Annotated in this window: 16 protein-coding genes; 5 read left to right on the top strand and 11 right to left on the bottom strand. The window is 63.0% G+C overall.

The features are described 5' to 3' along the window. The first annotated feature begins 26 nt into the window (after positions 1 to 26). A complete protein-coding gene (gene rpoH / locus PQT43_RS17775; protein ID WP_016967616.1) occupies positions 27 to 881 on the top strand; it encodes an RNA polymerase sigma factor RpoH in 855 nt (284 codons plus the stop codon). Positions 882 to 979: 98 nt separating this feature from the next. On the opposite strand, the gene mtgA is transcribed toward rpoH, so the two are convergent. After that, the gene (mtgA, locus tag PQT43_RS17770; RefSeq protein ID WP_102862089.1) at positions 980 to 1,702 is read right to left on the bottom strand and encodes a monofunctional biosynthetic peptidoglycan transglycosylase; all 723 of its coding nucleotides are present in this window, start codon (positions 1,700 to 1,702) and stop codon (positions 980 to 982) included. Between the two features lie 74 nt (positions 1,703 to 1,776). Between mtgA and PQT43_RS17765 the strand changes: the two genes are divergently transcribed. The 4 genes from PQT43_RS17765 (at position 1,777) to trmB (ending at position 4,121) form a co-directional block, all read left to right on the top strand. After that, positions 1,777 to 2,157 (top strand): DUF423 domain-containing protein, encoded by a 381-nt coding sequence (locus PQT43_RS17765; protein WP_102862088.1) that lies wholly within the window; start codon positions 1,777 to 1,779, stop codon positions 2,155 to 2,157. 71 nt (positions 2,158 to 2,228) lie between these two features. Further along, complete coding sequence (thiS, locus tag PQT43_RS17760) at positions 2,229 to 2,429, top strand: sulfur carrier protein ThiS (protein ID WP_162884096.1); 201 nt, start codon at positions 2,229 to 2,231, stop codon at positions 2,427 to 2,429. Between the two features lie 162 nt (positions 2,430 to 2,591). Further along, on the top strand, positions 2,592 to 3,386 hold the full coding sequence (locus tag PQT43_RS17755; RefSeq protein WP_007921204.1) for a thiazole synthase: 795 nt from the start codon (positions 2,592 to 2,594) through the stop codon (positions 3,384 to 3,386). A 9-nt stretch (positions 3,387 to 3,395) separates the two neighbouring features. Continuing rightward, a complete protein-coding gene (gene trmB, locus PQT43_RS17750; protein WP_016967620.1) occupies positions 3,396 to 4,121 on the top strand; it encodes a tRNA (guanosine(46)-N7)-methyltransferase TrmB in 726 nt (241 codons plus the stop codon). A gap of 89 nt (positions 4,122 to 4,210) precedes the next feature. Here trmB and PQT43_RS17745 read toward each other — a convergent pair whose 3' ends face one another. The 10 genes from PQT43_RS17745 to proC form a co-directional block, all read right to left on the bottom strand. Then, on the bottom strand, positions 4,211 to 4,759 hold the full coding sequence (locus PQT43_RS17745) for an RNA 2'-phosphotransferase (protein ID WP_272754366.1): 549 nt from the start codon (positions 4,757 to 4,759) through the stop codon (positions 4,211 to 4,213). A gap of 104 nt (positions 4,760 to 4,863) precedes the next feature. Continuing rightward, positions 4,864 to 5,187 (bottom strand): DUF3392 domain-containing protein, encoded by a 324-nt coding sequence (locus tag PQT43_RS17740; RefSeq protein WP_011064021.1) that lies wholly within the window; start codon positions 5,185 to 5,187, stop codon positions 4,864 to 4,866. A gap of 9 nt (positions 5,188 to 5,196) precedes the next feature. Continuing rightward, the gene (gene hemW, locus PQT43_RS17735) at positions 5,197 to 6,399 is read right to left on the bottom strand and encodes a radical SAM family heme chaperone HemW (protein ID WP_272754365.1); all 1,203 of its coding nucleotides are present in this window, start codon (positions 6,397 to 6,399) and stop codon (positions 5,197 to 5,199) included. Then, complete coding sequence (gene rdgB, locus PQT43_RS17730; protein WP_170001860.1) at positions 6,396 to 6,992, bottom strand: RdgB/HAM1 family non-canonical purine NTP pyrophosphatase; 597 nt, start codon at positions 6,990 to 6,992, stop codon at positions 6,396 to 6,398. Before rdgB ends, hemW begins: the two co-directional genes overlap by 4 nt. Next, on the bottom strand, positions 6,989 to 7,423 hold the full coding sequence (locus PQT43_RS17725) for a DUF4426 domain-containing protein (RefSeq protein WP_102881169.1): 435 nt from the start codon (positions 7,421 to 7,423) through the stop codon (positions 6,989 to 6,991). Before PQT43_RS17725 ends, rdgB begins: the two co-directional genes overlap by 4 nt. A 26-nt stretch (positions 7,424 to 7,449) precedes the next feature. Continuing rightward, positions 7,450 to 8,070 carry a methionine biosynthesis protein MetW gene (metW, locus tag PQT43_RS17720; RefSeq protein ID WP_011064017.1) on the bottom strand — a complete coding sequence of 207 codons (621 nt, stop codon included), beginning with the start codon at positions 8,068 to 8,070 and terminating at the stop codon, positions 7,450 to 7,452. A 7-nt stretch (positions 8,071 to 8,077) separates the two neighbouring features. Then, positions 8,078 to 9,217 (bottom strand): homoserine O-succinyltransferase MetX, encoded by a 1,140-nt coding sequence (gene metX, locus PQT43_RS17715; protein ID WP_102862082.1) that lies wholly within the window; start codon positions 9,215 to 9,217, stop codon positions 8,078 to 8,080. A gap of 163 nt (positions 9,218 to 9,380) precedes the next feature. Further along, entirely contained in the window at positions 9,381 to 9,674 is a 294-nt protein-coding gene (locus tag PQT43_RS17710) for a DUF167 domain-containing protein (protein ID WP_110594334.1), read from the bottom strand. Further along, positions 9,674 to 10,261, bottom strand: coding sequence for a YggT family protein (locus PQT43_RS17705; protein ID WP_102862080.1), 588 nt, complete (start codon positions 10,259 to 10,261; stop codon positions 9,674 to 9,676). The genes PQT43_RS17710 and PQT43_RS17705 overlap by 1 nt, the downstream gene beginning before the upstream one ends. Before the next feature lie 24 nt (positions 10,262 to 10,285). Next, the gene (gene proC, locus PQT43_RS17700; RefSeq protein ID WP_102862079.1) at positions 10,286 to 11,104 is read right to left on the bottom strand and encodes a pyrroline-5-carboxylate reductase; all 819 of its coding nucleotides are present in this window, start codon (positions 11,102 to 11,104) and stop codon (positions 10,286 to 10,288) included. Positions 11,105 to 11,135 lie beyond the last annotated feature (31 nt).

Genomic DNA, 11,135 nt, shown 5'->3' with positions numbered 1-11,135 from the left:
GTTATGTGAGTCGGAGGTTTTTTCGTATGACCACTTCTTTGCAACCTGCTTACGCATTGGTTCCAGGCGCAAACCTGGAGGCCTATGTGCACACGGTGAACAGCATTCCATTGCTGACGCCCGAGCAGGAGCGTGAACTGGCCGAGAGTCTCTACTATGAGCAGGATCTTGAGGCGGCTCGGCAGATGGTGCTCGCCCACCTGCGTTTTGTTGTACATATCGCCCGTAGCTATTCCGGCTACGGGTTGGCCCAGGCTGACCTGATCCAGGAAGGCAACGTTGGCCTGATGAAAGCCGTGAAGCGCTTCAACCCGGAAATGGGTGTGCGCCTGGTGTCCTTTGCGGTGCACTGGATCAAGGCGGAAATTCACGAGTTCATCCTGCGTAACTGGCGGATTGTGAAAGTCGCGACCACCAAGGCTCAGCGCAAGCTGTTCTTCAACCTGCGCAGCCAGAAGAAGCGTCTGGCCTGGCTGAACAATGAAGAAGTGCATCGCGTGGCGGAAAGCCTGGGCGTCGAGCCCCGTGAAGTGCGCGAGATGGAAAGCCGTCTGACCGGCCAGGACATGGCCTTCGATCCGGCTGCTGAAGCGGATGATGACAGCGCCTTCCAATCGCCGGCCAACTACCTGGAAGACCATCGCTACGACCCGGCGCTGCAACTGGAAGATGCTGATTGGAGCGACAACTCCACCCACAACCTGCACGAAGCCCTGGAAGTGCTGGACGAGCGCAGCCGTGACATCCTCTACCAGCGCTGGCTGGCCGAAGAGAAAGCCACGCTGCACGACCTGGCGCAGAAGTACAACGTTTCGGCCGAGCGTATCCGCCAGCTGGAAAAGAGTGCGATGAACAAGTTGAAGCTGTCCATCGCCGCTTAAGCCTGAAGCGTCATGCAAAACGCCCCGAGATGATCGGGGCGTTTTTGTTTGCGCGTCTTTTGTAGGGGCCGGCTTGTCGGCGAATAGGCCTGGTTTACCTAACCCGCCCACGGCGCTTTACGGGCTTCATTCAACCGATTCAGGTAATCGGCCCCACCCAACTGGCTCATCTGCCGCCGAACCCAGCCCGCCCGCTGCATCACATAAGTGCTGGGCCGCGCTGCGCTCCACACCCTTGGATTGGGCAGGACAGCGGCCAGCAGGCTGGCTTGCTGGCGCGACAGGTTGGCCGCGCTGACGCCGAAGTGATGGCGCGCCGCGGCTTCTGCCCCGAACACCCCTTCATCCCATTCGACACTGTTGAGGTAGACCTCAAGAATCCGCTGCTTGGGCCAGAACACCTCGATCAGCGCGGTGAACCAGGCTTCCAGCCCCTTGCGCAAGTAGCTGCGGCCGGACCAGAGGAACAGGTTTTTCGACACTTGCTGACTCAGGGTGCTGGCGCCACGGATCGAACCGCCCCGTTCGTTGTGGATCAACGCTGCCTGGATTGCATCGATATCGAAGCCCCAGTGCTCGGGGAATTTCTGATCCTCGCCGGCGATCACCGCCACCTTGAGGTTGTCGGAGATTTCATCCCAAGGCTTCCAGGTGCGTTGCAGGTCGATGGGGTCGTTGTCGATCCAGGATTCGACCTTGCGCTCCACCATCAGGGCGGTGCCCGGGGGCGGTACGAAACGGAACAGCAGCACCAGCAGCACGCTGCCGACCACGAACCACATCAAGGCTTTTACAAGGCGACGAAACAGATAACGCAGCATAGAGATGGCTTGGCCGAACCCGTTGAGCGCGCCATTATACAGACCCTTTGCGCTGAATCTGACTGGAGTTCCTCATGTTGCGTGGCTTCCTGATGCTGGCCGCTTTCTTCGGTTTCACCGGGGTCGCCCTGGGTGCCTTTGCCGCTCACGGTCTGAAAAACCGCCTGAGCACCGAGTACCTGGCTATTTTTCATACAGGGGTCACTTACCAGCTGGTGCATACCCTGGCGCTGTTCGGCGTCGCTTTGCTGGCGGCCCATATTCCAGGGCGGCTGGTGACCTGGGCCGGCATCGCGTTCACCCTGGGCATCCTGTTGTTCTCCGGCAGCCTGTACCTGTTGACCCTGAGCGGCATCAGCAAGCTGGGCATCATCACCCCCTTCGGTGGCCTGGCCTTCCTGGTTGGCTGGTTCCTGCTGGGCCTTGCCGCCTGGCGCCTGCAAGGGGCCGGCTGACGCTTGTAGCTGACCTTTAGGTCACGATCGGGCTAGAATGCTGGCCCCTAAAAATGATGGCGGCCTTGAGCATGCGCATTCAGTTGAACGGTGAATCCTTTGAACTGCCCGACGGCTCGACCGTTGCGGCCCTGCTGACCCGTCTGGACCTGACCGGACGCCGGATCGCGGTGGAACTCAATCTGGATATCGTTCCGCGCAGCCAGCACGCCGAGACCGCCCTCAACGAGGGCGACCAGGTGGAAGTGGTCCACGCCATCGGCGGCGGCTAGCCACTGGCGTCAATCGCGCTGCTACGTATTCTGCGCAGCGCCCTGGCCCGACTCCGGGCCTCTCCCATGGAAGACGCGTTCACCGGCCCCGGAATGAGGGCTCCAGGGCCCCGGGCCTGATGAAGAATTCTGCAAGAACCTCACCCCAACAGAGGATTTCCGATGAGCAACGTTCGTAGTGACAAGCCTTTCGTCCTGGCCGGTCGGACGTACCAGTCGCGTTTGCTGGTAGGCACCGGCAAGTACCGCGACATGGAAGAAACCCGCCTGGCCATCGAGGCCTCGGGTGCCGAGATCGTCACCGTCGCCGTGCGCCGGACCAATATCGGCCAGAACCCGGGCGAACCGAACCTGCTGGATATCCTGCCACCGGATCGCTACACCATCCTGCCCAACACCGCCGGCTGCTATGACGCGGTGGAAGCGGTACGCACTTGCCGCCTGGCTCGCGAACTGCTGGACGGCCACAACCTGGTCAAGCTGGAAGTCCTGGCCGACCAGAAGACCTTGTTCCCCAACGTGCTGGAAACCCTCAAGGCCGCCGAAGTGCTGGTCAAGGAAGGTTTCGACGTGATGGTCTACACCAGCGATGACCCGATCATCGCTCGCCAACTGGCGGAAATGGGCTGCATCGCGGTCATGCCCCTGGCGGGCCTGATCGGCACCGGGCTGGGGATCTGCAACCCGTACAACCTGCAGATCATCCTCGAAGAAGCCAAGGTTCCGGTGCTGGTGGATGCCGGTGTCGGCACCGCCTCCGACGCCACCATCGCCATGGAGCTGGGCTGTGAGGCGGTGCTGATGAACTCGGCCATCGCCCACGCGCAGCAACCGGTGCTGATGGCCGAAGCCATGAAACACGCAATTGTCGCGGGCCGCCTGGCGTACCTCGCCGGTCGCATGCCGAAGAAACTCTATGCCAGCGCCTCCTCGCCGCTGGATGGTCTGATCAAGTAAGAGCCATTGATGACTGAATCAAACGACACGCCAATCCAGCCGGAAGCCGGCGACGAGCGCCAACACCGCCGTATCAAGAGTTTCGTAATGCGCGCCGGGCGCATGACCGAAGGCCAGCAACGTGGCCTGGACCAGGGCGCGCCGCTGTACGTGCTGCCCCTGGCCGACGCCCCGGTGGACTACGACCAGGTGTTCGGCCGTTCAGCGCCGCGCTCTTTGGAAATCGGCTTCGGCATGGGCCACTCGCTGCTGGAAATGGCCGCGGCGGCTCCGGAGCAGGACTTCATTGGTGTGGAAGTTCACCGTCCGGGCGTCGGTGCGCTGCTCAATGGCGTGCTGACTCAGGGCCTGACCAACCTGCGGGTCTACGATTGCGACGCCATTGAAGTGCTCAATCGCTGCATCGCTGACAACAGCCTGGATCGGCTGATGCTGTTCTTCCCCGATCCGTGGCACAAGAGCCGGCACCACAAGCGCCGCATCGTCCAGGCCTCTTTCGCCGAACTGGTGCGCAGCAAGCTCAAGGTGGGCGGCATTCTGCACATGGCCACCGACTGGGAGCCCTATGCCGAATACATGCTGGAGGTGATGAACGTCGCCCCGGGTTACCGCAACCTGGCCGAAGACGGCAAGTGCGTACCGCGCCCGGCCGAACGCCCGATCACCAAGTTCGAGCGTCGTGGCGAGCGCCTGGGCCATGGCGTGTGGGATCTGAAGTTCGAAAAAATCGACTGAGCCGGACTCGCTGTTGTAGGAGCTGGCCGGGCGGCGTTCCGCTGCCAGCGAAGGTGCCCTTAAGGACGCCTTCGCCAGCAAGCTGACTCCTACAAGGCTTGGATGAAACTGACCGGCACCTGGTCGGTCAGCCACACCCCATTCTCTGCCTGATAGAAGGTGAAACCCTGGGCCTGCATGGCCTGGGCGTCGACCTGCAGGATCACCACCTTGCCGTAACGCTGGCCCACGGCCCGGGCGGTTTCGATTTCCTGGGACAGGTGCACGTGGTGCCGTGAGCCCGGGATCAGCCCCTTCTCATTGATCGACTCCATGAAGCGCGTGGCAGTGCCGTGGTAGAGCACGGCGGGTGGTTGCTTTGCCTCAAGCTGCAATTGCACGGCCTTGTTGGAGTGTCCCTGAACGGCACGAATTCGCTGGCCGTCGGCGGAGAGGGCGAAGCGCTTTTTGTCGTTGCCTTCGACCACCCGCTCGATCAGTTCCCGGTTCAGTTGCCGGCCGTTCTTGGCCGCGCCGCTGATCAGCGCGTCGATATTGCCCCAGCCTTGGCTGTCCAGCTCAAGACCGATGGCCTGTGGCTCGTGGCGCAGCACGTAGCTGAGGAACTTGCTGGTGTCCTCGATGATTTTCTTGCTCATGTTCTTCCTTGATAACGGGGGCAGCCGTTGGATTGCGTTCGCCGGCAAGCCGGCTCCTACGGGGGGCTGTAGGAGCCGGCTTGCCGGCGAAGGGGGTCGACAGGTCAGCGACGATCAGCGACCACGCCAATCAGCACCAGCACCACCAGCAGCACCGGCGCCAGGCTGTAGTTGTTGAACTGACTCAGGCCGCGGACGATCCATGGCGTGGCGTAGATCAGCGCCAGGCCGCTGCCGACCATGCACAGCAAGGCCATCAGCGGCACGCGCAAGGCGCCGGCGATGCCGCCCAGGCGTTGCTCGACCCAGCCCTTGATGTCCGCGCCGAACAGCACCAGCAGGCAGCCCACCAATGCCAGGGCGATTTCCGAGAGGTTGCTGCGACTCCAGCGGGACACGGTGGCAAGCAGGTCGAGTACCAGATCCATGTGATTTCCTTAGATCAGAAAGTATTGCAGCAGGTCATTGAGGAAGAGTTGCCCGCGGGCCGTGGCCGCCAGGCGTGACGGTTCGACCTGCAACAAGCCGCTTTGTTCGGCCTGGCGCCGACCTTCGGCAAGGCTGGCCAGATCCAGGCCGGTGCGCTGGGCGAACAGTGCGGCGTCGACGCCATCGGTGAGGCGCAAGGCGTTCATCAGGAATTCGAACGGCAGCTCGTCGTTGCCCAGGGACTTCTCGCCGGCCTTGAACGGCTTGGCCGGGTTCAGGTAGTCCTTGGGCAGGCGGGTCTTCCAGGTGCGCAGAATGCGCCCGTCCGGGTGGCTGAGCTTGCCGTGGGCACCGGCACCGATGCCGATGAAGTCGCCAAAGCTCCAGTAGTTCAGGTTGTGCCGCGCCGCGCGTCCGGGCTGGGCGTAGGCCGACACTTCGTACTGGGCGTAGCCATGCTCGGCCAGCAGGGCCTGGCCGGCTTCCTGGATATCCCACAGGGTGTCGTCTTCCGGCAGCACCGGCGGCTGGTTCCAGAACACCGTGTTGGGTTCCAGGGTCAGCTGATACCAGGACAGGTGGGTCGGCTTCATGGCGATGGCCTGACGCAGATCGCCCAGGGCATCGTCCAGGGACTGATCCGGCAAGCCGTGCATCAGGTCCAGGTTGAAGTTGTCGAATCCGGCCTGGCGCGCCATGCCGGCGGCGCGAATCGCTTCGTCACCGTTGTGGATGCGGCCCAGGGCCTTGAGCTTCTGTTCCTGGAAGCTCTGGATGCCGATGGACAGGCGGTTGATTCCCAGGGCGCGATAGGCGGTGAATTTCTCCTGCTCGAAGGTCCCGGGGTTGGCTTCCAGGGTGATTTCGATATCGCTGGCGAAGGCGATGCGTTGTTCCACGCCCTGGAGCAGTCGCCCCAGGGCCTGGGCGCTGAACAGGCTCGGGGTGCCGCCGCCGAAGAAGACCGAACTCAGCTCGCGGCCATGCACCGCGTGCAGCTCCAGGTCGAGGTCGGCCAGCAGGGCGTCGACGTACTCTTCTTCCGGCAACGTCGGGCTGGCGGCGTGTGAGTTGAAATCGCAATAAGGGCATTTGCGTACACACCACGGGATGTGGATGTACAGCGCCAGGGGCGGCAACTGGGGCAGCGCCGCCCGAGGCGTTGGCGCGCCGCCGAGAATCAGCGGCGACGCGGATCGGTCCTGGCTCATTGCAGGCCCAGGCGTTGCCGCAGAATGGCCATGGCGCGGGCGCGGTGGCTGAGCTGGTTTTTCTCCACGGGGCCCAGCTCGGCGCTGGAGCAGTCACGTTCCGGCACCCAGAACAGCGGGTCGTAGCCGAAACCGTGTTCGCCACTGGCGGCGGTGAGGATGCGCCCGTGCCACAGGCCTTCGCAGAGGATCGGCAACGGATCGTCGGCGTGCCGCACCAGGGCCAGGACGCAGACGAACTGCGCGCCGCGTTGCTCCTCGGGCACATCCTTCAGGGCTTCGAGCAGCTTGGCGTTGTTCGCCGCGTCGCCCTGGCCGTCGGCATAGCGCGCCGAGTAGATGCCCGGCGCGCCGCCGAGAAAGTCCACGGCCAGGCCGGAATCGTCCGCCAGTGCCGGCAAGCCGGAAATGCGCGCGGCATTGCGCGCCTTGAGGATGGCGTTTTCGACGAACGACAGACCGGTTTCTTCCGGCTCGACGCTGCTGAACTCGCCGATCGAGCGCAGTTGCACCGAGGCGCCGAGCATGGCCTGGAGTTCTTTGAGTTTGCCGGCGTTGTGGCTGGCCAGTACGAGTTGCGTGAGGTTCATTATTCGCCCGGGAATAGCTCTTGGTTGAAGCTGAAGCTGTTGGTGTCACCGCCCGTTTGCACGGTGATGGTGAACGTACGGTTTTCTTGCTGTTCCACCGGGAACTGGGCGATGTAGTAGATCGCGCCCTGTTCGGTGATCTGGCGGAATTTCAGCGGGATGCTCTTGCTGGTCAGGTCCTTGACCGTACCGCTGACCTGGCCGACCAGCGGCTTGCCATCCTTGATCAGGGAGACGTTGATCACGCCCTGGTTCTTGCTGCGAACCAGCTCTGCCGCCCTGGCGATGTCAGGCTGCAGGTAGGTGGAGTTGAAGGTGTTGTAGTGCACGGTGATGTCACCGAACACTTCCTTGCGTTCGCCCTTGATCGGGTCCGCGGCCAGGGCGCTCAGGCTCAGGCAGGCGGCCAATAGAAATGTAACCAGACGTCCCATGGTGGTTCTCCTCGATGCAACGTGGTTTATACCGCGACTTTGTGATCCTGCAGGCCGGGACTGCTGACGCGGTAGATGCCGATCTCTCCCAACAGATTAGGCCATAGCTTACTGGCCCACCCGTGGCGGTGTTGTTGATCGACGGCAAGGCGGTTGATCACCCGGGCTTGCCGCTCGCGGCACAGCTCTTCGAAGTCCTCAAAGGTGCAGAAGTGGATGTTCGGCGTGTTGTACCAGGTGTACGGCAGGAACTCCGAGACCGGCATCCGACCCTTGCTGGCCAGGTACCAGCGGCAGCGCCAGTGGCCGAAGTTGGGGAAAGTGATGATGCACTGGCGGCCGACCCGGAGCATTTCGTCGAGGATCTTGTCCGGGTAGTGCACGGCCTGCAGGGCCTGGGTCATGACCACGATATCGAAGCTGTTGCTGGCGAAGTTGCCCAGGCCCTTGTCCAGGTCCTGCTCGATCACGTTGATGCCCTTGGCCACGCACTCGGCAATGTTGTCCGGGTCGTTTTCCAGGCCGTAGCCGGTGACTTGCTTGTGTTCCTGCAGCCAGCTCAGCAGCTCGCCGTTACCGCAGCCCAGGTCGAGGACGCGGCTGCCGGCGGGGATCCATTCCTGGATGATTTCCAGATCGGCTCTCATCGAGTCCTCACAAGGTAATGCGGTTCATGTAGTGACTAAAGGCCTGCAAGTAGCGCGGGATCGGGATCAGGAAGGCGTCGTGCCCCTGGGGTGCGTCGATCTCCAGGTAGCAGACGTCCTTGCGCGCCGCCATCAGCGCGTCCACCAGCTCCCGGGAACGGGCCGGGGAGAAGCGCCAGTCGGTGGTGAAGGACATCACGCAGAACTTGGCGCTGGCGTTGGCGAAGGTCTTGGCCAGGTCGTCGTCGAAGTTCGCCGCCGGGTCGAAATAGTCCAGGGCCTTGGTCATCAGCAGGTAGGTGTTGGCGTCGAAACGCCCGGAAAACTCTTCGCCCTGGTAGCGCAGGTAGCTTTCCACCTGGAATTCGACGCTGTGGAAGTCGTAGTTGAGCTTTTCGCTCTTGAGGCCGCGGCCGAATTTCTCGCCCATGGAGTCATCGGACAGGTAGGTAATGTGCCCGACCATGCGCGCCAGCATCAGCCCGCGCTTGGGGATCACCCCTTGTTCCTGGAAGGAACCGCCGTGGAACTCCGGGTCGGTGAGAATCGCCTGGCGGGCCACTTCGTTGAAGGCAATGTTCTGCGCCGAGAGCTTGGGGGCCGAGGCGATGGCCAGGCAGTGCCGTACCCGGTCCGGGTAGGTAATGGTCCATTGCAGGGCCTGCATGCCGCCCAGGCTGCCGCCGATCACCGCCGCCCACTGGGCAATGCCCAGGCGGTCCGCCAGGCGCGCCTGGCTGTGCACCCAGTCTTCCACGGTGAGCACCGGGAAGTCGGCGCCGAACGGCTTGCCGGTTTCCGGATTGAGGCTGCTGGGGCCGGTGGAGCCGTTGCAACCGCCGAGATTGTTGAGGCTGACCACGAAGAACTTGTTGGTGTCGATCGGCTTGCCGGGACCGATGCAGCTATCCCACCAACCGGGTTTGCGGTCATCAACGCTGTGGTAGCCGGCGGCGTGGTGATGGCCGGACAGGGCGTGGCAGATCAGCACCGCGTTGCTGGCGCTGGCGTTGAGCTGACCATAGGTTTCGTAGATCAGGTCGTAGGCCGGTAGCGCGCGTCCGCAGGCCAGGGCCAGAGGATCGCTGAAGTGCGCTATTTCTGGCGTGACCAGACCAACAGAATCGGGGGGAAAGGCAGTTGGCATCGACCCTGCTCTCATTTAAATGAGGCGTAAGTCTAAAGACCGCTGCCCCCAGCGGCAAGCAAAGCCCGGGGCTGTATTTGGTTGGAGAAATGGCGGGGTGAGATTCGCTGGCAAGCCGGTGCCTACAGCGGACCTGGGGCGTAGGAGTCGGGTTGCCGAAGAATCAGGCAGGGCGCGCCAGCCCCGGCAGATCCGGCAGCTTCTTCGGCGCTTGCAGGCGCACGCGCTTCTGCCGGTTCAACTCGCCACTGACCAGGCTGACGTGGCTCTTGGGAATGCCGAAAGCCTTGGCCAGGAACGCCATCAAGTGAGCATTGGCCTTGCCCTCCACAGGCGGGGCGGTGAGGCGGATCTTCAGCCGCTCCCCATGCAGGCCAGCGAACTCGTCGTTACTGGCCTTGGGTTGCAGGTGACAATCGAGAATCAGATCGTCACCGTCCCAGCGGAAGTAGCTCATCAGATCAGCCCGAACAACTCAGGGGGCATGAAGGTGTAGAGCGCCAGGCGCGGAATCAGCCACTGTTGCACCAGCTGGATCACGATGAAGGCCAGGATTGGCGAGATGTCCAGGCCGCCCAGGTTGGGCACGATGCGCCGGAATGGGGCCAGCAGCGGCTCGCTGATCTGGTAGGCCAGTTCCGCGCCCGGGCTTTGGCTGCCAGGAGCGACCCAGGACAGGATCACGCTGATGATCATGGCGAAGAACCAGATCTTCAGGAACAGCGCGAAGATGCCGATCGGCGCCCACAGCAGCAGGCCCAGGGCATTGAAGGAGATTTGGCTGAGGGTCAGGACGATGGCGAACAGCGCCATTTGGACGATCAGGGCCAGGACCAGCGAGGACATGTCGAGCCCGAACATGCTGGGGATCACCCGGCGCAGGGGTTTGAGCAGTGGCTGGGTGGCGCGCACGATGAACTGGCAGATAGGGTTGTAGAAGTTCGCCCGCACCACTTGCAGCATGAAGCGCAGCAGGACCACCAGCAGGTACAGGCTGCCCAGGGTCTGAATCACAAAAATGGCAGCGTCGTTGAGTCCGAACATTATCGATTCCTTTGTAGGGGCGAGTTAACGACCGAGTTGTTCGGCCATTTCGGCCGAGCGGTGCGCGGCGGCACCCAATGCTTTTTCCACCAGGGCTTCAAAGCCGTTGGCCTGGAACGATTTGATCGCGGCTTCCGTGGTGCCGGCTGGCGACGTCACGCGGCGGCGCAGCTCGGCGGCGTCGACGTCACTGGACACTGCCATGTGAGCCGCCCCCAGGGCGGTCTGCAGGGTCAGTTGGGCGGCGGTTTCCCGAGGCAGGCCGAGCTTTTCGCCAGCGGCGGTCATGGCTTCGATCAGCAGGAAGAAATACGCCGGGCCGCTGCCGGACACCGCGGTCACTGCGTCCAGTTGCTGCTCTTGATCCAGCCACAGGGCGATGCCCACGGCGGACAGCAGTTCTTCGGCCTGATGGCGCTGTTCAGGGCTGACCTGGGCGGTGGCATACAGGCCGCTGACGCCCTGGCGCAGCAGCGCCGGGGTGTTGGGCATGCAGCGCACGATCGGTTGCTCGCCGAGCCAGTGGTTCATGCTGGCGCAGGTGATGCCGGCGGCAATGGACACCACCAGCTGCTGCGGCTGCAGGCTCGGGCGCAGGGCTTCGCACACGGCTTTCATGGCCTGGGGCTTGACCGCCAGGACGATCACATCGACGCCGGCGATGGCTTCGGCGTTGTCGGCGAACACCTGGATGCCATGTTCGGCAGCCACCTTGGCCCGGGTTTCGGCGCCGGGGTCACTGGCACGGATCTGTGCCGCCTCAAGGCCTTTGGCCCGCAGGCCACCGATGAGGCTGGCCGCCATGTTGCCGGCGCCGATAAAAGCGATACGAGTCGTGTTCATGACAGGTCCTTATGAGAGGTCAGTGTCAGTC

It is taken from the genome of Pseudomonas sp. BLCC-B112, assembly GCF_028550695.1.
In the GTDB taxonomy this organism is placed as follows: Bacteria; Pseudomonadota; Gammaproteobacteria; order Pseudomonadales; family Pseudomonadaceae; genus Aquipseudomonas; species Aquipseudomonas danubii.
Note: the sequence above shows the minus strand (reverse complement) of the source record. Positions and strands in the feature narration are given on the sequence as shown.

Excerpts from the sequence above, each read along its gene's own strand:
- rpoH (WP_016967616.1), top strand. The coding sequence starts at position 27 with ATGACCACTTCTTTGCAACCTGCTTACGCATTGGTTCCAGGCGCAAAC.
- mtgA (WP_102862089.1), bottom strand. The coding sequence starts at position 1,702 with ATGCTGCGTTATCTGTTTCGTCGCCTTGTAAAAGCCTTGATGTGGTTC.
- PQT43_RS17765 (WP_102862088.1), top strand. The coding sequence starts at position 1,777 with ATGTTGCGTGGCTTCCTGATGCTGGCCGCTTTCTTCGGTTTCACCGGG.
- thiS (WP_162884096.1), top strand. The coding sequence starts at position 2,229 with ATGCGCATTCAGTTGAACGGTGAATCCTTTGAACTGCCCGACGGCTCG.
- PQT43_RS17755 (WP_007921204.1), top strand. The coding sequence starts at position 2,592 with ATGAGCAACGTTCGTAGTGACAAGCCTTTCGTCCTGGCCGGTCGGACG.
- trmB (WP_016967620.1), top strand. The coding sequence starts at position 3,396 with ATGACTGAATCAAACGACACGCCAATCCAGCCGGAAGCCGGCGACGAG.
- PQT43_RS17745 (WP_272754366.1), bottom strand. The coding sequence starts at position 4,759 with ATGAGCAAGAAAATCATCGAGGACACCAGCAAGTTCCTCAGCTACGTG.
- PQT43_RS17740 (WP_011064021.1), bottom strand. The coding sequence starts at position 5,187 with ATGGATCTGGTACTCGACCTGCTTGCCACCGTGTCCCGCTGGAGTCGC.
- hemW (WP_272754365.1), bottom strand. The coding sequence starts at position 6,399 with ATGAGCCAGGACCGATCCGCGTCGCCGCTGATTCTCGGCGGCGCGCCA.
- PQT43_RS17725 (WP_102881169.1), bottom strand. The coding sequence starts at position 7,423 with ATGGGACGTCTGGTTACATTTCTATTGGCCGCCTGCCTGAGCCTGAGC.
- metW (WP_011064017.1), bottom strand. The coding sequence starts at position 8,070 with ATGAGAGCCGATCTGGAAATCATCCAGGAATGGATCCCCGCCGGCAGC.
- metX (WP_102862082.1), bottom strand. The coding sequence starts at position 9,217 with ATGCCAACTGCCTTTCCCCCCGATTCTGTTGGTCTGGTCACGCCAGAA.
- PQT43_RS17710 (WP_110594334.1), bottom strand. The coding sequence starts at position 9,674 with ATGAGCTACTTCCGCTGGGACGGTGACGATCTGATTCTCGATTGTCAC.
- PQT43_RS17705 (WP_102862080.1), bottom strand. The coding sequence starts at position 10,261 with ATGTTCGGACTCAACGACGCTGCCATTTTTGTGATTCAGACCCTGGGC.
- proC (WP_102862079.1), bottom strand. The coding sequence starts at position 11,104 with ATGAACACGACTCGTATCGCTTTTATCGGCGCCGGCAACATGGCGGCC.